General features: G+C 48.2%; 22 protein-coding genes. 11 read left to right on the top strand and 11 right to left on the bottom strand.

The window, feature by feature from the left end:
- Positions 1 to 29: 29 nt before the first annotated feature.
- Positions 30 to 392 carry an IS66 family insertion sequence element accessory protein TnpB gene (gene tnpB / locus ACOGW3_RS22685; protein ID WP_419901111.1) on the bottom strand — a complete coding sequence of 121 codons (363 nt, stop codon included), beginning with the start codon at positions 390 to 392 and terminating at the stop codon, positions 30 to 32.
- Positions 392 to 718 (bottom strand): hypothetical protein, encoded by a 327-nt coding sequence (locus tag ACOGW3_RS22680; RefSeq protein ID WP_419905027.1) that lies wholly within the window; start codon positions 716 to 718, stop codon positions 392 to 394. Before ACOGW3_RS22680 ends, tnpB begins: the two co-directional genes overlap by 1 nt.
- Between ACOGW3_RS22680 and ACOGW3_RS22675 the strand changes: the two genes are divergently transcribed.
- A complete protein-coding gene (locus ACOGW3_RS22675) occupies positions 705 to 1,952 on the top strand; it encodes an ISL3 family transposase (RefSeq protein ID WP_419902967.1) in 1,248 nt (415 codons plus the stop codon). The genes ACOGW3_RS22680 and ACOGW3_RS22675 overlap by 14 nt on opposite strands.
- On the opposite strand, the gene ACOGW3_RS22670 is transcribed toward ACOGW3_RS22675, so the two are convergent.
- Positions 1,893 to 2,036, bottom strand: coding sequence for a hypothetical protein (locus ACOGW3_RS22670; protein WP_419904612.1), 144 nt, complete (start codon positions 2,034 to 2,036; stop codon positions 1,893 to 1,895). The genes ACOGW3_RS22675 and ACOGW3_RS22670 overlap by 60 nt on opposite strands.
- On the opposite strand from ACOGW3_RS22670, the gene ACOGW3_RS22665 reads away from it, so the two are divergent.
- Positions 2,023 to 3,255, top strand: a complete 1,233-nt coding sequence (locus ACOGW3_RS22665) for an ISL3 family transposase (protein ID WP_419901077.1) — start codon at positions 2,023 to 2,025, stop codon at positions 3,253 to 3,255. The two genes, ACOGW3_RS22670 and ACOGW3_RS22665, sit on opposite strands and share 14 nt — an antisense overlap.
- 6 nt (positions 3,256 to 3,261) lie before the next feature.
- Here ACOGW3_RS22665 and ACOGW3_RS22660 read toward each other — a convergent pair whose 3' ends face one another.
- From ACOGW3_RS22660 to ACOGW3_RS22645, 4 genes are all read right to left on the bottom strand, one after another.
- On the bottom strand, positions 3,262 to 3,411 hold the full coding sequence (locus ACOGW3_RS22660) for a hypothetical protein (protein ID WP_419905026.1): 150 nt from the start codon (positions 3,409 to 3,411) through the stop codon (positions 3,262 to 3,264).
- 189 nt (positions 3,412 to 3,600) lie between these two features.
- Positions 3,601 to 3,993 (bottom strand): GFA family protein, encoded by a 393-nt coding sequence (locus ACOGW3_RS22655; RefSeq protein ID WP_419905025.1) that lies wholly within the window; start codon positions 3,991 to 3,993, stop codon positions 3,601 to 3,603.
- Between the two features lie 632 nt (positions 3,994 to 4,625).
- Positions 4,626 to 5,324 carry a hypothetical protein gene (locus ACOGW3_RS22650; RefSeq protein WP_419905024.1) on the bottom strand — a complete coding sequence of 233 codons (699 nt, stop codon included), beginning with the start codon at positions 5,322 to 5,324 and terminating at the stop codon, positions 4,626 to 4,628.
- A gap of 300 nt (positions 5,325 to 5,624) precedes the next feature.
- Positions 5,625 to 6,647, bottom strand: a complete 1,023-nt coding sequence (locus tag ACOGW3_RS22645) for a LacI family DNA-binding transcriptional regulator (protein ID WP_419905023.1) — start codon at positions 6,645 to 6,647, stop codon at positions 5,625 to 5,627.
- A 312-nt stretch (positions 6,648 to 6,959) separates the two neighbouring features.
- On the opposite strand from ACOGW3_RS22645, the gene ACOGW3_RS22640 reads away from it, so the two are divergent.
- The 6 genes from ACOGW3_RS22640 (at position 6,960) to ACOGW3_RS22615 (ending at position 13,476) form a co-directional block, all read left to right on the top strand.
- Positions 6,960 to 7,991: a TRAP transporter substrate-binding protein gene (locus tag ACOGW3_RS22640; protein ID WP_419905022.1), complete on the top strand. Its 1,032-nt coding sequence runs from the start codon at positions 6,960 to 6,962 to the stop codon at positions 7,989 to 7,991.
- Between the two features lie 115 nt (positions 7,992 to 8,106).
- A complete protein-coding gene (locus tag ACOGW3_RS22635) occupies positions 8,107 to 8,745 on the top strand; it encodes a TRAP transporter small permease subunit (RefSeq protein ID WP_419905021.1) in 639 nt (212 codons plus the stop codon).
- 15 nt (positions 8,746 to 8,760) lie between these two features.
- A complete protein-coding gene (locus tag ACOGW3_RS22630) occupies positions 8,761 to 10,068 on the top strand; it encodes a TRAP transporter large permease (protein ID WP_419905020.1) in 1,308 nt (435 codons plus the stop codon).
- Positions 10,069 to 10,081: 13 nt separating this feature from the next.
- Positions 10,082 to 11,875, top strand: a complete 1,794-nt coding sequence (locus tag ACOGW3_RS22625) for an IlvD/Edd family dehydratase (protein WP_419905019.1) — start codon at positions 10,082 to 10,084, stop codon at positions 11,873 to 11,875.
- A 41-nt stretch (positions 11,876 to 11,916) separates the two neighbouring features.
- On the top strand, positions 11,917 to 12,828 hold the full coding sequence (locus tag ACOGW3_RS22620) for a sugar kinase (protein ID WP_419905018.1): 912 nt from the start codon (positions 11,917 to 11,919) through the stop codon (positions 12,826 to 12,828).
- Between the two features lie 15 nt (positions 12,829 to 12,843).
- Entirely contained in the window at positions 12,844 to 13,476 is a 633-nt protein-coding gene (locus ACOGW3_RS22615; RefSeq protein ID WP_419905017.1) for a 2-dehydro-3-deoxy-6-phosphogalactonate aldolase, read from the top strand.
- A gap of 10 nt (positions 13,477 to 13,486) precedes the next feature.
- On the opposite strand, the gene ACOGW3_RS22610 is transcribed toward ACOGW3_RS22615, so the two are convergent.
- Complete coding sequence (locus tag ACOGW3_RS22610; protein ID WP_419905016.1) at positions 13,487 to 14,380, bottom strand: DMT family transporter; 894 nt, start codon at positions 14,378 to 14,380, stop codon at positions 13,487 to 13,489.
- Between the two features lie 22 nt (positions 14,381 to 14,402).
- Positions 14,403 to 14,891, bottom strand: a complete 489-nt coding sequence (locus ACOGW3_RS22605) for an AAA family ATPase (protein ID WP_419905015.1) — start codon at positions 14,889 to 14,891, stop codon at positions 14,403 to 14,405.
- Between the two features lie 398 nt (positions 14,892 to 15,289).
- Between ACOGW3_RS22605 and ACOGW3_RS22600 the strand changes: the two genes are divergently transcribed.
- From ACOGW3_RS22600 to ACOGW3_RS22590, 3 genes are all read left to right on the top strand, one after another.
- Positions 15,290 to 15,562: a hypothetical protein gene (locus tag ACOGW3_RS22600; RefSeq protein ID WP_419905014.1), complete on the top strand. Its 273-nt coding sequence runs from the start codon at positions 15,290 to 15,292 to the stop codon at positions 15,560 to 15,562.
- A 54-nt stretch (positions 15,563 to 15,616) separates the two neighbouring features.
- Positions 15,617 to 16,183, top strand: coding sequence for a hypothetical protein (locus ACOGW3_RS22595; protein ID WP_419905013.1), 567 nt, complete (start codon positions 15,617 to 15,619; stop codon positions 16,181 to 16,183).
- A gap of 129 nt (positions 16,184 to 16,312) precedes the next feature.
- On the top strand, positions 16,313 to 16,558 hold the full coding sequence (locus ACOGW3_RS22590; RefSeq protein WP_419905012.1) for a DUF7683 domain-containing protein: 246 nt from the start codon (positions 16,313 to 16,315) through the stop codon (positions 16,556 to 16,558).
- A 33-nt stretch (positions 16,559 to 16,591) separates the two neighbouring features.
- On the opposite strand, the gene ACOGW3_RS22585 is transcribed toward ACOGW3_RS22590, so the two are convergent.
- A complete protein-coding gene (locus ACOGW3_RS22585) occupies positions 16,592 to 17,161 on the bottom strand; it encodes a hypothetical protein (RefSeq protein WP_419905011.1) in 570 nt (189 codons plus the stop codon).
- A gap of 27 nt (positions 17,162 to 17,188) precedes the next feature.
- The gene (locus ACOGW3_RS22580) at positions 17,189 to 18,070 is read right to left on the bottom strand and encodes a 3-keto-5-aminohexanoate cleavage protein (RefSeq protein ID WP_419905010.1); all 882 of its coding nucleotides are present in this window, start codon (positions 18,068 to 18,070) and stop codon (positions 17,189 to 17,191) included.
- Positions 18,071 to 18,093: the final 23 nt, after the last annotated feature.

Here is an 18,093-nt window from a genome sequence, read left to right as displayed (position 1 = left end):
TTCAAAACAGTATAAAGTGCTGTAAATATTTAATATATCTCCGAATAATTTACAGGCTTATGCTCTTTCACATGACGGAGGTCAACACCATCCAGCAACCAGTTCAATTGGCGACCACTGAGCTCTATACGGGCTCCTTTGCTCAAGTGTCGTGGCCAATGAAACCGATCTTTTTCAAGGCTCTTTTGCCACAAACAAAATCCGTTTTTCTCCCAGTAAAGTAACTTGACCTTGTTGCTTAGACGATTAGAAAAAACAAAGAGGTAGCCAGAGAATGGATCAAGGCTGAGGATGTCGTCAACAAGCATCGACAAACCATTTATGCCGCGACGAAAATCAACGGGATTTGCGCAAAGATAAATGACGGGCAAAGCATCTGAAGGCCGCCGCATCACAGACCTTCAAGTGCATCTACAATAGATGTTAAATCCGATGTTCTCCCCGAAACAGGCCATTTGACTTCTAGCCCGTTACGAAGGCAAACCTGACAATACAATAAGCCTGGGCCATCAGCTGAACCATTTACAATCTTGTGTAAATTTTCATCTCGACTAGAAACAACAAAAAGACCCCGCTTAACAAGCTCCCCCTTTTGATGATAAAAATCCTGGCTCTTCTCCGCTTTGTTGAGTAGAAAAAGATGCCGACCGCCAAGTAACCTGTTGATATGTATGGTTTCTGATAACTTTACATAGAGCAGGTATATGACAATCAACATCTCGCAGCATATTTTAGGCCTCAAAGGGCAACGTGTAAATGAAATTAAACTGGATGACGGCGGTGTTAAGATTGTCATTCACTGCAGCCGAGACGCGCGTAGGAGGGCTATAGACCCTGCTACAGGCCAGAAGGGAAGCATCAACCAGCATGTCCGCCGACAAGTAAACGACATCCCCCTTTTTGGGTATCCTTGTGTGGTCGAGATTGAGCTGGCGCAGGTTTATATTAACAAGGGCGAACGCCGCATTGAGGGGTGTGATTTTGTTGATAAAGGGTGCCGTTTCACTCACCGATTTTGCCGACTGATCAGTGGATTATGTCGGCATATGTCTATTCAAGCGGTTTCCAGACATTTGGATATACGATGGGAAACGGTCAAGAATATCGACAGGGCATACCTTATTGAAACTCTCCCTACGCTTGATCCTGCAGAGCTAACTGGCTTGGAATATATTGGTGTAGATGAAGTTGCCCGGGCGAAAGGTCATGACTACATGACGGTGGTCTACGATATGGTTGGCGGTCATCTGATCTGGGTTGAAGCAGGCCGAACTGCCGAGGTTTTTTCAAGGTTTTTGAAACAACTGCAACCAGATACAGCCTGCAAAATAAAGGCCGTAGCGATGGATATGGGGCCTGCCTACCAAAAGGCTGTCAGAGAGTCCTTGCCGTTGGCCGACATAGTATTTGACCGTTTCCACGTCATGAAAAACTACAGCAAAGCTATCCATAATCAGCGTCGACTTGAGTTCAGAAAGGCCGATCCAAGTGGTAAAGAGTTGATGAAAGGGACACATTATCTGTTGCTCAAAAATGCGGATAAGTTGAGTGAAAAACAAAGTGACAAGCTGCAAAGGTTGCTGGAGAGCAATAGCAACCTGAATGCACTTTACGTCTTGAAAGAACAGCTTCAGCTGCTGTGGAGTGCCGCTTCATTTGAGGCGATGGCGGAGCAACTGGAACGTTGGTGCCTGATAGCAGATCAGTCACAGATGCTCTATCTAAAAAAGTTCGCGAAATCCCTACGGAAACATTGTGTGGGCATCTGCAACTACGCCAAACACAAGCTCACAAGCGCCAGGATAGAGGCTGGTAATGTCAGTATAGGAATGATCCGTAAGCGAGCCAGAGGCATCAAGGATACCGAATACTTCAAACTCAAAATTAGACAATCATCCATTCCAGATAATCAATCTATGCTCTATTTGGCTCTTCTCCGCTTTGTTGAGTAGAAAAAGATGCCGACCGCCAAGTAACCTGTTGATATGTATGGTTTCTGATAACTTTACATAGAGCAGGTATATGACAATCAACATCTCGCAGCATATTTTAGGCCTCAAAGGGCAACGTGTAAATGAAATTAAACTGGATGACGGCGGTGTTAAGATTGTCATTCACTGCAGCCGAGACGCGCGTAGGAGGGCTATAGACCCTGCTACAGGCCAGAAGGGAAGCATCAACCAGCATGTCCGCCGACAAGTAAACGACATCCCCCTTTTTGGGTATCCTTGTGTGGTCGAGATTGAGCTGGCGCAGGTTTATATTAACAAGGGCGAACGCCGCATTGAGGGGTGTGATTTTGTTGATAAAGGGTGCCGTTTCACTCACCGATTTTGCCGACTGATCAGTGGATTATGTCGGCATATGTCTATTCAAGCGGTTTCCAGACATTTGGATATACGATGGGAAACGGTCAAGAATATCGACAGGGCATACCTTATTGAAACTCTCCCTACGCTTGATCCTGCAGAGCTAACTGGCTTGGAATATATTGGTGTAGATGAAGTTGCCCGGGCGAAAGGTCATGACTACATGACGGTGGTCTACGATATGGTTGGCGGTCATCTGATCTGGGTTGAAGCAGGCCGAACTGCCGAGGTTTTTTCAAGGTTTTTGAAACAACTGCAACCAGATACAGCCTGCAAAATAAAGGCCGTAGCGATGGATATGGGGCCTGCCTACCAAAAGGCTGTCAGAGAGTCCTTGCCGTTGGCCGACATAGTATTTGACCGTTTCCACGTCATGAAAAACTACAGCAAAGCTATCCATAATCAGCGTCGACTTGAGTTCAGAAAGGCCGATCCAAGTGGTAAAGAGTTGATGAAAGGGACACATTATCTGTTGCTCAAAAATGCGGATAAGTTGAGTGAAAAACAAAGTGACAAGCTGCAAAGGTTGCTGGAGAGCAATAGCAACCTGAATGCACTTTACGTCTTGAAAGAACAGCTTCAGCTGCTGTGGAGTGCCGCTTCATTTGAGGCGATGGCGGAGCAACTGGAACGTTGGTGCCTGATAGCAGATCAGTCACAGATGCTCTATCTAAAAAAGTTCGCGAAATCCCTACGGAAACATTGTGTGGGCATCTGCAACTACGCCAAACACAAGCTCACAAGCGCCAGGATAGAGGCTGGTAATGTCAGTATAGGAATGATCCGTAAGCGAGCCAGAGGCATCAAGGATACCGAATACTTCAAACTCAAAATTAGACAATCATCCATTCCAGATAATCAATCTATGCTCTATTTGAAATCCTAAATCTACTCAACAAAGCGGAGAAGTGCCAAAATCCTTCAGGTCAAGATCGTGTGCCTCGGCATAAGCTTTCATGCCCACCCCGTTTAACTCACACGAACGCGCATGCTCAAGCCAATGGAATTCTGTTCGCGATAAATCGTTCTCAATTGCTGACATTAAACGCTCCATTCAAAAGAAAAATGAAGCATAACCATTATTCATTAGCTCAAACAGATGCGGTTAACGTCACGCTCACCATTTAGTTTCCCTCCGTAGATGCCCGTAAATAGCCAGAAAAATAGGCCATGGGGATGGGTTATCCGGCATTGATCCTTCCCATGCAAAGAAGGATGAGTGAGAGAGGAATTACATTTCTTCTAGATCATCGGGAATTCTGGCCCAATGGGGTGTGTCCTGGGTAAAAACCTTTTTTGTTGGCTGAAATAAATTTGCATCATCCAGTGATCCAGCTGTCACGCTGATGAGGCCAAACTCGGTTTCTCCCCAGAGGTTAGAGCCGCAAACACCGCAAAAATTCCGGTTCACAGTTCGACCTTCTTTTGAGATTTTTTTATGTACCGTGGGTTTTCCTGATGTCTTTTGAAAATCAGAATTTTTGACCATGTAACCGGCGTACCCATCTGTGCCGGTAATAGAGAGGCAATCTTTACAAAAACACAAGAGCTGCAGGACTGGATCACCTGTAATCTCGTATCTGACTTCGCCGCAAAAACACCCTCCCGTAATATTTTTTGACATTTGAGCACCTTATCTTATTGCTGAAAAATTGATGTACGCGAGACTGATTAGAAAGGCTCCGAGCAGGGCCTCATCACTGTTAATCGTACGTTCATTGATGAGCCAAATTATGGTTCCGGTTGCCAGTACCAAATTCATAATTAAAGCCAGGCCTCTCATGATTCTTGTTCCTGTCGCGGTCTATGTACAATAACTCGTATTATTTATACGGACTAATACGCTCAAAGGATCAATGTTCCCGGGGTCTTTTGTCAGGTTTTGGGCCTCTCGTAATACCAGCAGTCTGTGTCGTCGGCCGGGTCGCATGTCCTTTGAAGGTCCATTTTATCCGCTTCGGTTTGGGACATTACCGTGCAGCCTTTGTTGCAAAGAAGAGGGGATATCTCGTTGATGTACAAGGTGCCAAACTTAGCGACGGCAATAAAACACTAAGATGAACAAACATTATAACCCCGACTATATACTCTTAAAATGATAGCTGGTATGAAAAGAGTCAGCTATAAGGGGATTTACGATAGCAGCAGGGTCAAGCGGAAAAGATAAATTACCGCGACTTTGGGAGCGGGGTGAAGCATTTATCAGCATAGAGAGAAGGCCCCTTAACTGGGGCCTTTTTTAGTTGGGTTGTTGGCTTAACACTCAATGTTTTCTGCTGAGGGGTCAAATAAGGTTTCAATTCTTGATGACTGGCCGTTTTCTCCAGGAAAGTTCTGAAATAATGCTCGAACGAGAGGTTTCATGATGGGATTAAGTTGATTAAGGCAACCAGAACTAACTATCCGTCCTTCGTACACTTTGAGGGGTTTATCTGACTGTAGAGAGCTTGTTTCAATCATATCCATAGCAATGCTACGCGTAAAAGTAGTGACGTTGTATGAGTACGTTTTAGAGCCAACTACGCCATACGTAGGCATAGTGTATGATGTCCCTGTGTAAGTACTGTAACTGGACCCTGTATTTAGTGACCCGCTGTGATAAGTGGTTCCGCCCCCGGTTTGACCGTAGATTGATCTCGATCCTGAGTGAGTTGAGGTTTTGCCGCCGTCTATTCCGTACGACACAAATGCAGTGTAATCAGATGCGCTTAAGTCATTTGTAACAAGATATCCATTGTTTAAAAACTCTTGCTCAAACAACTTTTTGTAGGCGGCAAATTCTAAGGTACCATTAACCTCTTCGGGGTAGCCGACTATAAAAACCGATTGCGAACTACTCGTGCCCAGTTGATGGAAAGTTGTTCTGTCTGATATGATTCTTGGATATTCGCATGCGGTTAATATAAAGAACGAGAGTAAAATAAAAATAGACCCTCGAATATTATATGTTTTCATACTTCCTGTTCCTGCTGTGTTCTAACTAAAGTTCGTATTATTTGTACGGGCTAGCACGCCCAAAGGCTTTGCGTTCGCGGGGCCTTTTTTGAGTTTAATGGTTAGAGAATTTTAGGAGTTAGTCAACCATAAGGAGTTAAGCTATGCAGTAGGACCAAGTAGAAAAGGGAATGCTGATGCAGCAAGCGGTCGAGGAGGGCGAAGTAAGGGGCAGAGACCGCAATGGACGATATGTCCAAGATGTTCAGCTCTCGGCCTCTACAGGATTTGAACCGCTTTGCAGCAGCAATTGAAAGTCTTTTACCCCCGCGTGGTGCTGTCGCGCTGTATCAGCTCAAAGCCGATGTCGATTTTTTTTTGCGTGGGCGCTTCGCCCTTGAGCCTTTGGAAGATGCTGTCGACGGCGAGCTCGCCGATTTTATATCTGTTGGTTCGCACGCTGGTGAGCGACGGGTAGGCGGCGCTCATCATCTCGAAATCGTTAAAGCCGATCAGGCCCATTTGATCGGGCACGGATATGCCCTGGGACTGACATTCAAACAGGGCGCCCAGGGCGATATCGTCATTGGCACAAACAACGGCGTCGGTATCGGGGGCGTTTTCCAATAGTTGGCGCATTAACGCCCGGCCGCAGTTTACCGATGAAGATTTATCCGTGAGGATTACGCGGGTGGGATCGTAGAGATCAAGAGGTTTAAGCTTGCTGCGGTAGGTTTCCAGGCGTCGTTCCATCCGTGGATCCATCCGGGCTGCTAAATAGCCAATCTTGCGGAAATCTTGCTCTAGCAGATGCTCGATCATGGCTTGGCTGGCCTCGATATGGGACAGACCAATACTGATGTCGATTGGGTCTTCGCCGATTTCATAGATCTGCACGATGGGTATGCCGGCATCGCTGAGCAGTTGGATCGATTTCTCCGACTGATCAATGCCTGCCACAATTAAAGCCGCTGGCCGATGGCCGAGGAAAAGAGAAATCAGGCGGTCTTCCTCTTGAGTATCGTATCGGGTATTACCGATCAGGACCTGGTAGGGCGTCCCTTTGACGCCGTCGTGGATCGCACGCAGGGTATCGGCAAAGACAATGTTTGAGAGCGAAGGAATAAGCACACCGATGATGTCTGCCTGTCCCGAAGCCAGAGCGCGTGCCTTGGGATCCGGGATATAGTTCAGGGCATTGATCGATTGTTCGATACGGGTTCGAAGTTTATCCGAGACTTTTGTCGGGTCGCGTAACATGCGGGAAACGGTGATCGCGCCAACTTGGGCGTGTTCGGCTACATCTGTAATGGTTGCTCTGCCAGAGCCTTTGCGTTTGCCCAACGGTAATTATTCCTCACTCTTTCGGTGTAGATGATTTTTACGTCTGACCGATCCATTTATCAAGGATGTTTGTTCCCTTTGCTCAGTACAATTATTCATTCAATTTATTTCTGTGATTGACAATATGGTAGCGCTACCATATTGTCAATCATGACTGTGGTAGCGCTACCATAAAAATAAAATAGTTACCGAATACAGTCACACCGGAGAATATTATAGAAATTCAACAGGTTGTTATAACGTTTGCTTTTTCAAAGAGCATCAGCCTGCACAAAAAACCGATAGAATATCGTCCTTGGGAGTAGTAAAACGATGTTTAAGAAAATCACTAAAGGTCTCGTCATGGGACTTTCAGCAGCACTAATGTCGACTGCAATTTCTGGGGCATCATTTGCCGCAGATTACAACTTTAAATTCCAATCCAGCGATCCAGCAGGCAACCCAAATTTCTTGTTAAAACAAGAATGGGCTGAGCGCGTAGGCGTGATGACCGGGGGCCGTCTTAATATTGAAATGATGCCTGTGAACTCTGTGGTTCAGCACTCTGAAACTCAGGACGCCGTTGCGGGTGGTATCCTTGATGGTCACATCACCGATACAAGTTATTTCGCAGGTAAAGATCCGGCCTTTGGTTTGATTGCCAATCCTGTTGGCGCCTGGTCTTCGCCATCTGAAATGTTGCGCTTTATCAATTACGGCGGGGGTTCCGAATTGATGAACGAAATTTTGGAGCCTTATGGTCTGCACTTCATCGGTGCCACAACACCAGGTCTGGAGGCGTTTATTTCCACCAAGCCGTTGGATGGTGTCGCTGATCTCAAGGGTCTGAAAATGCGTGCCCCAGAAGGTATGGTTCAGGAAGTTTTCGCGGCGGCTGGTGCGACACCGGTTAACCTGCCGGGTTCAGAAGTATTCACTTCTTTGGATAAAAAAGTAATCGAAGCCGCTGATTACACAGTGTTTTCAACCAACCATGCCCAGGGCATGCACGACATTGCGAAACACCCGGTTTATCCTGGTTTCCACTCCATGCCGATGGTTGAAGTGTCCATGAACAAAGCCAAGTGGGATGCGTTGCCTGCAGATATTCAGAAAATTCTGGAAATCTCTGTGCGTGATTTTGCGACGGATATGACATCCAAGTTGGCGATGAAAGATCTGCAGGCGGTTGCCGAAGCATCTAAAGATTCCAGCCTTACTATTCACAACTGGTCAGCTGTTGAGCGCGCGAAGTTCCGCAAAATTGCTCAGGATCAATGGGCTAAGGTTGCTGAGCGTTCTGAAAATGCGCAAAAAGTTTACGATGTACTCCTCGGCTATCTTACCAGCCAAGGCCTAATCTGATACGTTAATGGCGCCTTTTAGATGGTGCCAATAGATGATGCCGGTAGATGATGCCAGTAGATAATGTACGGGGGGAGGGAGGTTCCTCTCGTACATTTCTTGCCAGGAGTAAGTTATGGCCGACCCCAATACCCCCGATAACGCTTTAGAAACCCCAGACGTTCTAAATACCCTTGAAAATGAAACTGCTCCAGCAGAAGCTGGCGCCCTCGGGCGTATAATCAATGCAGCAGGTTCTGTGTTTGCCTTTTGCTTTGTCGTCAGTATGGCAGTGCTGATCTATGAAATCGTGCTGCGTCACTTGTTTGATGCGCCGACTTTGTGGGCCCATGAAACCACGACATTTCTTTGTGCCTCCGGGTTTATTTTTGGCGGGCTCTTCAGCGCCTCGCGCAATAAACACATTCGGGTGGTGATCATTTACGATTACGTAAGCTCAAAAGTTAAGCGTTGGTTGGATATCGGGATCTATATCACCTGTGCGATCTCAACCGGGTTTTTCTCTTATGCCGCATGGCTTGTAGTCAAGCGGGCGATTTTTACCCCCGGCGGAGAATTGCGCTTTGAGACCAGTGGCAGTGCGTGGAACCCCCCAACACCTGCTTTGTTGAAGATGTTCTTGTTGGCGGTTCTCGTGGTCATGACCGTACAGTTCATCGTCTTTGCCATTGCCCACATTCGCGGTAAAGCATCACCAAATGGCTCAGGCTCAAATGGTTCAGGCTCAAATAAAGCCTCCCCGGAAAACGCCTAAAATCGGAATAAATTGATGATTGATCTTTCTTTGCTCGGCGTTGAATACGGGACGCTGGTCATGTTTATAATGCTGCTCGTGATGTTGCTCACGGGCATGCCACTTGCGTTCGTGACCTTGCTTGTTGCCCTTGTCTTTGCCCTGGGTTGGTTTGGCCCCATGGCCGTTCCCCTGATTACCAGTCGGGTATATTCTTTCGTATCCTCCTTTGTTTTTGTCTCTGTCCCCATGTTTGTCCTCATGGCAGCCCTACTGGATAGATCGGGCATTGCCCGGGATCTTTTCGATGCCATGAAGCTTGTCGGTGGACGGGTCAGAGGCGCCGTTGCCATTCAAACCATTTTTGTCGCCGTTGTCCTGGCTGCTATGAGTGGCATTATCGGTGGCGAGATTATTTTGCTCGGCTTGTTGGCGTTGCCACAGATGTTGCGACAGGGCTATGACCGCAACCTTGCCATTGGTGTTGTCTGTGCCGGTGGATCGCTTGGCACCATGGTGCCGCCATCTATTGTGCTCATCATCTATGGCCTGACCGCCAATGTCTCCATTGGTGATCTCTTTACCTCTGCCTTTATACCCGGTTTGATGCTGGCGAGTTTTTATGTCGCTTATGTTTTAATCCGTTGTTACCTCAACCCGAACCTCGCGCCTGCACCCGAAGTTGAGCCGATGCCGACTAGAGAAAAGCTCAAGCTCCTCAAGGGCATTGTCCTGCCAATTATGGTGGTGATCTTTGTTCTCGGGTCGATCTACGGCGGGATTGCGTCTGTGACCGAGGCCTCGGCCGTTGGTGTCGCCGGGGTGTTGCTGTCGGTGATTATCCGCGGAGAGTTCTCTTTCTCTATGTTTAAAGGTGCGGCGGTTCAAACCCTGTCCACCTGCGGCATGATCGTTTGGATTGGCATCGGGGCCAGTGCACTGGTCGGCGTATTCAACCTTATGGGCGGGATTAACTTTGTCTCTTCCTTGATCACCGGCATATCCGACAACGGTATCGTTATCATCCTCTTTATGATGTTGATCCTGTTCGTGCTTGGCATGTTCCTCGACTGGGTAGGCATCGCGCTTTTGACTATGCCGATCTTTGTGCCAATCGTAATTTCCCTTGGGTATGACCCGGTATGGTTTGGGGTGTTGTTTGCCATGAACATGCAGGTGAGCTTTCTATCGCCGCCCTTTGGTCCGGCAGCGTTTTATCTTAAATCAGTGGCGCCGCCTGACATTAGTCTGGGGATCATTTTCCGATCGCTGTTGCCCTTTATCTGTATTCAAATTGTCGCCGTAGGTTTGCTGATCGCATTCCCTGGTTTGACCGGCCGTTGAGGGAGCTCATATTTTGACCGACAAAAAACCACAACTTCGTTCCCGGGCCTGGTTTGATAATCCCGATCATCCCGATATGACGGCGCTCTACCTCGAACGCTATCTCAATTATGGTCTGACCCGTGAAGAGCTCCAGTCCGGCAAACCGATTATCGGCATTGCCCAAACCGGGTCTGATCTGTCGCCCTGTAACCGCCCGCATCTGGAACTCGCCAAACGTATCCGCGATGGTATCCGGGATGCGGGTGGGATTGCCATGGAGTTTCCGGTCCATCCGATCCAGGAAACCGGCAAACGACCAACGGCGTCACTGGATCGAAATTTGGCCTATCTCGGCTTGGTTGAAATCCTCTATGGCTATCCGTTGGATGGAGTGGTTTTGACCGTTGGGTGCGATAAGACCACGCCTGCGTGTTTGATGGCGGCTGCTACGGTGGATATTCCAGCCATTGTTTTGAGCGGCGGGCCGATGCTCAATGGGTATTCCGGTGGGCGTCTGTGTGGTTCGGGAACCGCGATCTGGGAAGCTCGCGAAGAGCACGCCAAGGGCGAGCTTGATTACGAAGGCTTTATGAAGCGCGCCGCTGATTCCGCCCCTTCTGCAGGTTACTGCAATACCATGGGCACGGCCTCGACCATGAATTCACTCTCGGAAGTTCTCGGCATGCAGCTTCCGGGTGGCGGATCAATTCCGGCACCCTACCGCGAACGTGGTCAGGTTGCCTATCATACCGGACAGCGCATCGTCGATTTGGTGAGGGAAGACGTCAGGCCTTCAACGATCTTGACCCGTGAAGCCTTTGAAAATGCCATTGTGGTCAATTCCGCGCTTGGCGGATCGACCAACGCACCGATCCACATCACGGCAATTGCCCGTCATATCGGGGTCGAGCTTGAGATCGAAGATTGGGAAACCCACGGTCTGGAAATCCCGATGCTGGTCAATCTCCAGCCTGCGGGGGAATATCTCGCCGAAGATTTTCACCGCGCAGGGGGCGTCCCGGCGGTGGTTGGTGAACTGGTCAAAAAAGGCCTGATCCACGAAGACTGCCTTACCGTTTCCGGGCGCACCATCGGCGAAAACTGTAAGGGCCGGGGATCTGAAAATCCGGATGTGATCAGGTCGTACGATAAGGCCTTGATGCCGTCCGCGGGCTTTAAAGTTATCAGCGGCAATCTGTTTGATTCCGCGATCATGAAACTGAGCGTTCTGTCCGATGAATTCCGCGGTCGCTATTTGAACAACCCTGAAGACCCCGATGCATTCGAAGGCGACGCAGTGGTTTTCGATGGTCCGGAACATTACCGCGAAGTGATCGATGATCCCGCCTTGAACATTACTGAAAAATCGATCCTCTTTATCCGTGGAGCCGGACCTATTGGTTATCCCGGTGCTGCCGAAGTGGTGAACATGCGGGTTCCAGATTACCTCCTCAAGCAAGGTGTGAAATTCCTCCCCTGTATTGGTGATGGCAGACAGTCCGGGACGTCGGGGTCGCCCTCCATTCTCAATGCATCGCCAGAGGCCGCGGTTGGTGGCGGGCTCGCTCTGCTTAGAAACGGCGACCGGATCCGTATCGATTTAAAAAAGGGCCAAGCCAATATGCTGGTGTCCGACCAGGAACTGCAAAGTCGACAAAAAGACTTGGAAGCAGCAGGCGGTTACGCCTATCCTGAAAACCAAACCCCGTGGCAGGAAATTCAACGTGGGATTATCGATCAACTATCAGAGGGCATGGTGCTGAAAAACGCGGTTAAATACCAAAGGATCTCTACGAGCAAGGGCCTTCCCCGGGATAGTCATTAAAGTAGGGTAGTCACAACGAAACGAGTGAATAAGTAACGAAGATGACAAAAATTCTGGCAATCGGTGAAGTCATGCTTGAGATGTCCGATGTGGGCAACGGGCTGTTTAAAAAGAGTTTTGCCGGCGATACCTTTAACGTGGCCCACTACATCAATGTGGCAAGTCGGGGCCGGATAAAAGCCGATTATCTCACCGCCTTGGGAGATGATGACAGCAGTCGGGACTGCTTGGCTTTCCTCGAAGAAATGGGAGTTTCAACAGGTAAGATACAGACGCTTGAGGGACGGACCATTGGTCTTTTTGTCCTCAGCAACGATGCCGCCGGGGAAAAGAAATATGGCTATTGGCGGGGTCAGTCCGCGGCGCGTCATTTGTTTGATCAAACGCAGGATCTCACTGGTTTTGACATGGTTTACTTTTCCGGGATCACCGCGGCGATCACTGAAAACAGAAACAATCTGATTTCCTCTCTCGCCGAGGTTAAGTTCCAGGCTAAGGCACAAGGTAAATCCGATAGCGCAAAAATCATCTATGACTTCAATCACCGGGCTCAGCTATGGTCAAAAGAGCAGGCCTGCAGCTTTGCCAATGAGATCCTGCCTCTGGTTGATATTGCGAAAATTTCCGATGAAGAGCTGGTTCTTCTCTATGGTGATAAAGACGTCCAAGGGTTCTCCAAGCAATATCCCGATACCGAATGGGTTCTCACCTGTGGCGGAGAAAAGGCCGAGGTCTGGCAAGCGGGCGAACGCTTAGCAGCTCAAAGTTTTACGTCAGTTGTCGATGTCGTGGACACCTCTGCTGCGGGCGATGCTTTTATCGGCACTTATCTGGCGGCGAAATCCGACGGTTCCTCCTTTGAGGAATGCTTAACCCGGGCCCATGCCATTGCCTCTCAGGTTGTCTGTGCCAAGGGATCTATTGTCAAAATCGACCTCTCCATACTCAATTAATTTCTGGAAAATTTCATGTTTAACGATTTAAGAAAACGCATTGAACAGATGCCCCTGATCGCAATTTTGCGAGGTATTACCCCGGATGAGGCCGAAGGCGTTTCGGATGCGCTGGTTAATAACGGCATGACCTTTATGGAGGTCACGCTCAATAGTCCGGAGTGGGAGGAAACCCTACGCCGGATCAAGGCAAAACACGGCGATAACATCATTCTGGGGGCAGGAACCGTTCTGACCCCAGAGGACGTTGACCGTGTTAAGGCTGTTGGCGGTCAGGTGATTATCTCGCCCAATATGGATGTGGATGTTATCCGGCGGACCAAAGAGCTAGGCCTTATTTCCGTGCCGGGTTGTTATACACCCTCTGAATGTTTTACGGCCTTAAAAGCGGGTGCAGATATCCTGAAAATCTTCCCGGCCGATACACTTGGTGTGCCCTTTATAAAGGCGATATCAGCGGTATTGCCTACGGGAACACCGATCTGCCCCACCGGCGGGGTAAAAGCAGAGAATATGCACACCTTCATTGCCGCGGGTGTCTATGCCATGGGCATGGGATCAGCACTCTATAAACCCGGAAAATCCCTGGGCGATGTTGCAACGTCCACGGCTGAATTGGTCGCCGCTTATAAAAACGCTGCTAAATAAAAAGAGCGGCTCAACCGCGTTTCTTCAGTTGGGCCTCGCGCAGGACAATGAACAGGCCGCTGCCACAGATCACGGCGATACCGGCCCAGGTCAGAAGGTCAGGGAAGTCGCCAAAGACAAAGAAGCCGATCAGGGTGCCAGAGATGATCTCGACATAACCCAGCGGCGCCAGGATTGAGGCCGGAGCCAGGGCACAGGCTTTGGTGATGAAGTAGTGCCCGAGGCCAGAGCAAAGGCCGAGCACCACCATCCACATCCAGCTATCCACGGTCGGTGCGGACCAGTAAAACGGTACGAACAGTGACATCACAACGGTGCCGACAACCCCGGTGTAAAACAGGGTGACAAGTGCTGGGGTGTGGTGGGCGAGGGACCTTGTCAGCACGATGTAGCCGCCATGTAATATGCCCGCAGCAATGGCGAGCAGCGCCGGGGTGCTTATATTCCCTGCTTCGGGCTTGAGCACCAGGAGCACGCCCAGAAAACCAACCACCACAGCGCCGTAACGCCTAGGCCCGACCCTTTCCCTCAAAATCAGGCCCGACATCACAGTGATTGCGAGGGGATAAACGAACAGCAGCGCGAGTGCATCGGCGATTGGCAGGTAGGCCAGGGACCAGAAAAACAGGAAGTTGGATCCGATAATCAAAAGGCCGCGTAGACCTTGCCGGGCAGGGGCCTTTGGCCTCAGGACTTCATGGCGATAGCGCAGCAGAATAAAAGGCAGCAGGATAATCGTCATAAAGATATAGCGCGACCAAACAATCTGCGAGGTCGAGTGATCTGTGCTGAGATATTTGGCAATGCCATCCATGCCCGGCACCACAATCATGGCCAGAGCCATAAGGGCAACACCAAGATAAAGCCGGGTGGGGGTGTCAGTTGCCTGAGCGGGCGTGCTCACCTCAGGCGTGCTCACCTCAGGCCTAGTCTTCATGTAATTTGATCATAAGACCTTCAGAAGCAGATGGCGGAACGAAGTAACTGGTAAGTTCGTCGAACTGTTCGTCGGTCGGGGCAAACTCATGAGAGCCAGAGGCATTGCGAACGTGCAGGCGGTCCTTGCAAACATCGTCAGGGACATCAAGATAATGCAGGAGGTTGGCAGCACCTGCACGCGCCGAAATCCCTAGCATCCACTGGCGAATTTCAGTTGTGTTTGCCGGAAAGTCGAGCACGACAGAGAGGTTTGCCTGCAGTAAGAGTTGGATGTGGTCTTCCATGATGCTGCGCAAACGCGATGAACAACGGATATAGTCTTCAATCGTGTTAATTTCATCGGGGTAAAGCCTGGAAAGCCACGTATCTTCATTGATCAAAATTACTTTGCGGTCCGTGGAAAGGAGCTGTGCTAAAGTGGATTTCCCCGAAGCGATTTTGCCGCAAACAAGGTGAAGAGTGGCTTTTGTGTCCATTATTCCAAATTAACCTTTAGCTTTCCAAGGGTTCAAAAGTCATTGTTTTGAACGTATGTCTTTGATGAAATTGTGAGTGTTGTTAAATAGTTTAGCTGTTCTTTAATCAAGAGTAACTCATTATTATTCAGATATATAGCGATGATTTCATTCATCTGAAAGTCAGTAAAATGACTCTAATTTAGAAATGAGAAGTCCTTTAAGTCTCGATAAGGTAACGCAGGATCAGGATTGTGTGTTATCTTAAGGATATGAAAGTTGTTCGATTAATCTCTGCCAATGAAAACATCACAACTTTTGTATAATATAATGCCAATACGACCTTTTTAGCAGGCCTTAAGGGGTACAATGGGGTGAGAACTTAACCAGTCTCGCGTTGTTTTACTGGAGGCGATGCCATGAAGGCCGTTGTTGCTTGTTATTTGGCAGTGTTTTTCTTTTCAGTCTTTATTTATTCCAGCTTTTCTTTTGAAGGCTCACCTTTTTTGCGGAGCGCTTTTGCTGCAGATATCAAAGTTTGCCAAACAGAAAAGGCAAAATATAAATACCGTATGGAATTGGCGAACCTTTTGTTACGCAAAACAGAAATGCGTTACGGACGAGCTAAAATCGTACCCCATAGCGCGAATAGAAAGGATCCTTCACAAGATCGGTGCATCGCAGAATTGTAGTTCGGCGATGTCGATCTGATATATCTGCCGCCAACAGAACTGCGACTGGAAGAAATGAGTACGGTCAAGATCGATATCCATAACGGCATGCTGGGCTATCGTGTTTTTCTGATTGATCGGAAAAACAAAGAGAAATTCTCTTCCATAAAAACTCTGACGGACCTGCGTAATTTCAAAGGGGGCTTTGGGTCACAGTGGGGTGATTTTAAAATATTTGCGTTAAATGAGTTGCCCGTTGTCGGGGTAGCGAGAACCGAACATCTGACGACAATGTTGGTGAACGGAAGATTTGATTACTTTCATCGCGGATTAAATGAGGCATGGGCGGAAGTCGAAGAGCAAAAAGCCAGAATTCCATCTCTCATGGTCGAAGAAACAATCGCCCTGATCTACGATCTTCCGGTATATTTTATGTTCAAAAAAACCAATTATCTGCTCAAAGAACGCTTTCAACTAGGCTTTGAGTTGATCCACCAGGACGGGTCATTCCACGCGCTCTTCATGAAGCATTTTGGTGACATCAGCCGTATGGCAGCAATGGAAAAGAGAACCATCATCCGGATAAAATACCCCGGCCCACCCGGTCTGCCCCCCATCGACACTCATCTTTGGCTCAAATAAAAATTTTAAGTACTGTGTAAATCTTGCTAAAGTGAATTGTAAGTCAACGGGTAACAGCCTGAAATGATACGTTTTTTTAATAAGGTGTTGTCTGTAATACGATGCCTTTGGACAGGGGGTGATTAAGTAGTGCCGTACACACGCGTGATGAAGCAGTATATCTATTGTTTTGAAAAAGAAGGTGATGATCTCATTAAAATAATCGAGCTCCCCAAGCTTGAACTGAGCATTATGCAGGAGCTGTTCAATATTAAGCCAGAGAACCCAATGTATGATTCCTACCCCATTGGCCCCAAAGAAATTTTTTTCTTCAAGCCCATGGTGGACAAGGACTTCGATTTCTCTGAATTCTCCTGTTTTTATGAGCAGAATTAAGGGGTGAAATCCCGTTGAATTATTTTAGGAGAGTTATGTCTCGTAATGTGAAAAGAGGTATTTCTCTTTGGTTTTTCTAATTGAATACAAAGGAATACGAGGTTTAATAAGTATCCAAAAAAAGTTTGTACCTTCAATATACAATACATATATTTTTTGATTTTTCTTAAAAGATTTTGTTTGCTCAAATTCTATTGGGCAGCCTGGTGTTCTTAGTTTGTTGTTATCATCATAAAACTCCACATCCATATATGGCCTACCGTAAAGACCTCTATGTATTCCTACAGCTTTACCAATATAAATCTTTCCAAATGAATGGCATAACAACCCTCGGATTTCGGTTCCAATTGTTATTTTGAACAGCCAGTAATGAGCTGTGAGGAAAAACAGAATAGATAAACCATAATACGGGGAAACTAGTGGGCCGTCGTGTTTATAAGTGAACAGCTCAGCTACAATTCCAAAAATAGAAAACCAAAGAACGGCAAATATAAATAAGGTTCTTTCTGTATTTTTAATACAGCTGATGTTCAGGTCTTTACTATCCTTGGCAGACTTGATTTCTTTTTTAAGTTGGTTATCCAGGAACCATAAAAGTGACATTTATCTGTCTCTAGTCAGGTTTGTCGTTCAAAGTCCCAGTATCACTCGTGCATCATCAGGGGTGGCAAGCGTTCCACCTAGGTGATCGATGATATCGGCTGCTTTTTCTACCAGCTGGGCGTTGTCGCGGCAGAGTTCGCCTTTGCGGATCTGCAGGTTGTCTTCCATGCCGACACGGACATGACCGCCGAGCAGGAAGGATTGTGCCAGGATCGGGAATTCGTGACGGCCAATGCCAAAGGCGGCCCAGACGGCGTCTTTTGGCAGTTGTGAAACCAGATACATCAGGCTCTGTGGGTTGGGTAGGATGCCATAGCGCACGCCCATGACGATCTGCATCATCACTGGGCCTTTGAGGATACCTTTGTCGAGAAAATCCAGAGCCATATTGAGATCACCGACATCAAACAGCTCGATTTCTGGCTTGGTGCCCGCAGCGTAGATGCGATCGGCCATGATCTCGACATTGCGCGGGGTATTGATTACCACCGCTTCGCCGGACCACATGGTGTTAAAATCCAGGGTACAGATCTCGGGCTTGAGTTTTTCCACGTGGGCGACACGCAGTTCCGGAGTACAAAGCGTGCTGCCCTGAGCTGCGATCTTGGGCTGATCCTCAGAGGGCACAAAACGCCCGCCTTCACCCGTGGTCAGGTTGAGGATCACATCCTTATTTTTTTGCCGGATCAGTCCGACCATTTCCTCGTAAAGCGCAAACTCCATCGTGCCTTTGCCCGTCTCGAGATCGCGCACATGCAAATGCACAATCGCCGCCCCAGCCTCTGCTGCGCCAAGGGCTGCATCCGCGATTTGTTTCGGTGTGATCGGCAGACCCGGATGCTGCTCCGGCTTGGTCAGGTTCCCGGTAACGGCACAGGTGAGGATAGTTTTCTTTACGGCTTTGGACATGGTGAGGGCTCTAGGGTTTGAGG

It is taken from the genome of Kiloniella sp., assembly GCF_965205715.1.
Taxonomy (GTDB): Bacteria; Pseudomonadota; Alphaproteobacteria; order Kiloniellales; family Kiloniellaceae; genus Kiloniella.
This window is presented reverse-complemented; position numbering and strand designations above follow the sequence as displayed.

What these genes read in the sequence shown, in the direction of transcription:
- tnpB (WP_419901111.1), bottom strand. Translation starts at nt 392, where the DNA reads ATGCGGCGGCCTTCAGATGCTTTGCCCGTCATTTATCTTTGCGCAAAT.
- ACOGW3_RS22675 (WP_419902967.1), top strand. Translation starts at nt 705, where the DNA reads ATGACAATCAACATCTCGCAGCATATTTTAGGCCTCAAAGGGCAACGT.
- ACOGW3_RS22680 (WP_419905027.1), bottom strand. Translation starts at nt 718, where the DNA reads ATGTTGATTGTCATATACCTGCTCTATGTAAAGTTATCAGAAACCATA.
- ACOGW3_RS22665 (WP_419901077.1), top strand. Translation starts at nt 2,023, where the DNA reads ATGACAATCAACATCTCGCAGCATATTTTAGGCCTCAAAGGGCAACGT.
- ACOGW3_RS22670 (WP_419904612.1), bottom strand. Translation starts at nt 2,036, where the DNA reads ATGTTGATTGTCATATACCTGCTCTATGTAAAGTTATCAGAAACCATA.
- ACOGW3_RS22660 (WP_419905026.1), bottom strand. Translation starts at nt 3,411, where the DNA reads ATGTCAGCAATTGAGAACGATTTATCGCGAACAGAATTCCATTGGCTT.
- ACOGW3_RS22655 (WP_419905025.1), bottom strand. Translation starts at nt 3,993, where the DNA reads ATGTCAAAAAATATTACGGGAGGGTGTTTTTGCGGCGAAGTCAGATAC.
- ACOGW3_RS22650 (WP_419905024.1), bottom strand. Translation starts at nt 5,324, where the DNA reads ATGAAAACATATAATATTCGAGGGTCTATTTTTATTTTACTCTCGTTC.
- ACOGW3_RS22640 (WP_419905022.1), top strand. Translation starts at nt 6,960, where the DNA reads ATGTTTAAGAAAATCACTAAAGGTCTCGTCATGGGACTTTCAGCAGCA.
- ACOGW3_RS22635 (WP_419905021.1), top strand. Translation starts at nt 8,107, where the DNA reads ATGGCCGACCCCAATACCCCCGATAACGCTTTAGAAACCCCAGACGTT.
- ACOGW3_RS22630 (WP_419905020.1), top strand. Translation starts at nt 8,761, where the DNA reads ATGATTGATCTTTCTTTGCTCGGCGTTGAATACGGGACGCTGGTCATG.
- ACOGW3_RS22620 (WP_419905018.1), top strand. Translation starts at nt 11,917, where the DNA reads ATGACAAAAATTCTGGCAATCGGTGAAGTCATGCTTGAGATGTCCGAT.
- ACOGW3_RS22615 (WP_419905017.1), top strand. Translation starts at nt 12,844, where the DNA reads ATGTTTAACGATTTAAGAAAACGCATTGAACAGATGCCCCTGATCGCA.
- ACOGW3_RS22605 (WP_419905015.1), bottom strand. Translation starts at nt 14,891, where the DNA reads ATGGACACAAAAGCCACTCTTCACCTTGTTTGCGGCAAAATCGCTTCG.
- ACOGW3_RS22600 (WP_419905014.1), top strand. Translation starts at nt 15,290, where the DNA reads ATGAAGGCCGTTGTTGCTTGTTATTTGGCAGTGTTTTTCTTTTCAGTC.
- ACOGW3_RS22595 (WP_419905013.1), top strand. Translation starts at nt 15,617, where the DNA reads ATGAGTACGGTCAAGATCGATATCCATAACGGCATGCTGGGCTATCGT.
- ACOGW3_RS22585 (WP_419905011.1), bottom strand. Translation starts at nt 17,161, where the DNA reads ATGTCACTTTTATGGTTCCTGGATAACCAACTTAAAAAAGAAATCAAG.
- ACOGW3_RS22580 (WP_419905010.1), bottom strand. Translation starts at nt 18,070, where the DNA reads ATGTCCAAAGCCGTAAAGAAAACTATCCTCACCTGTGCCGTTACCGGG.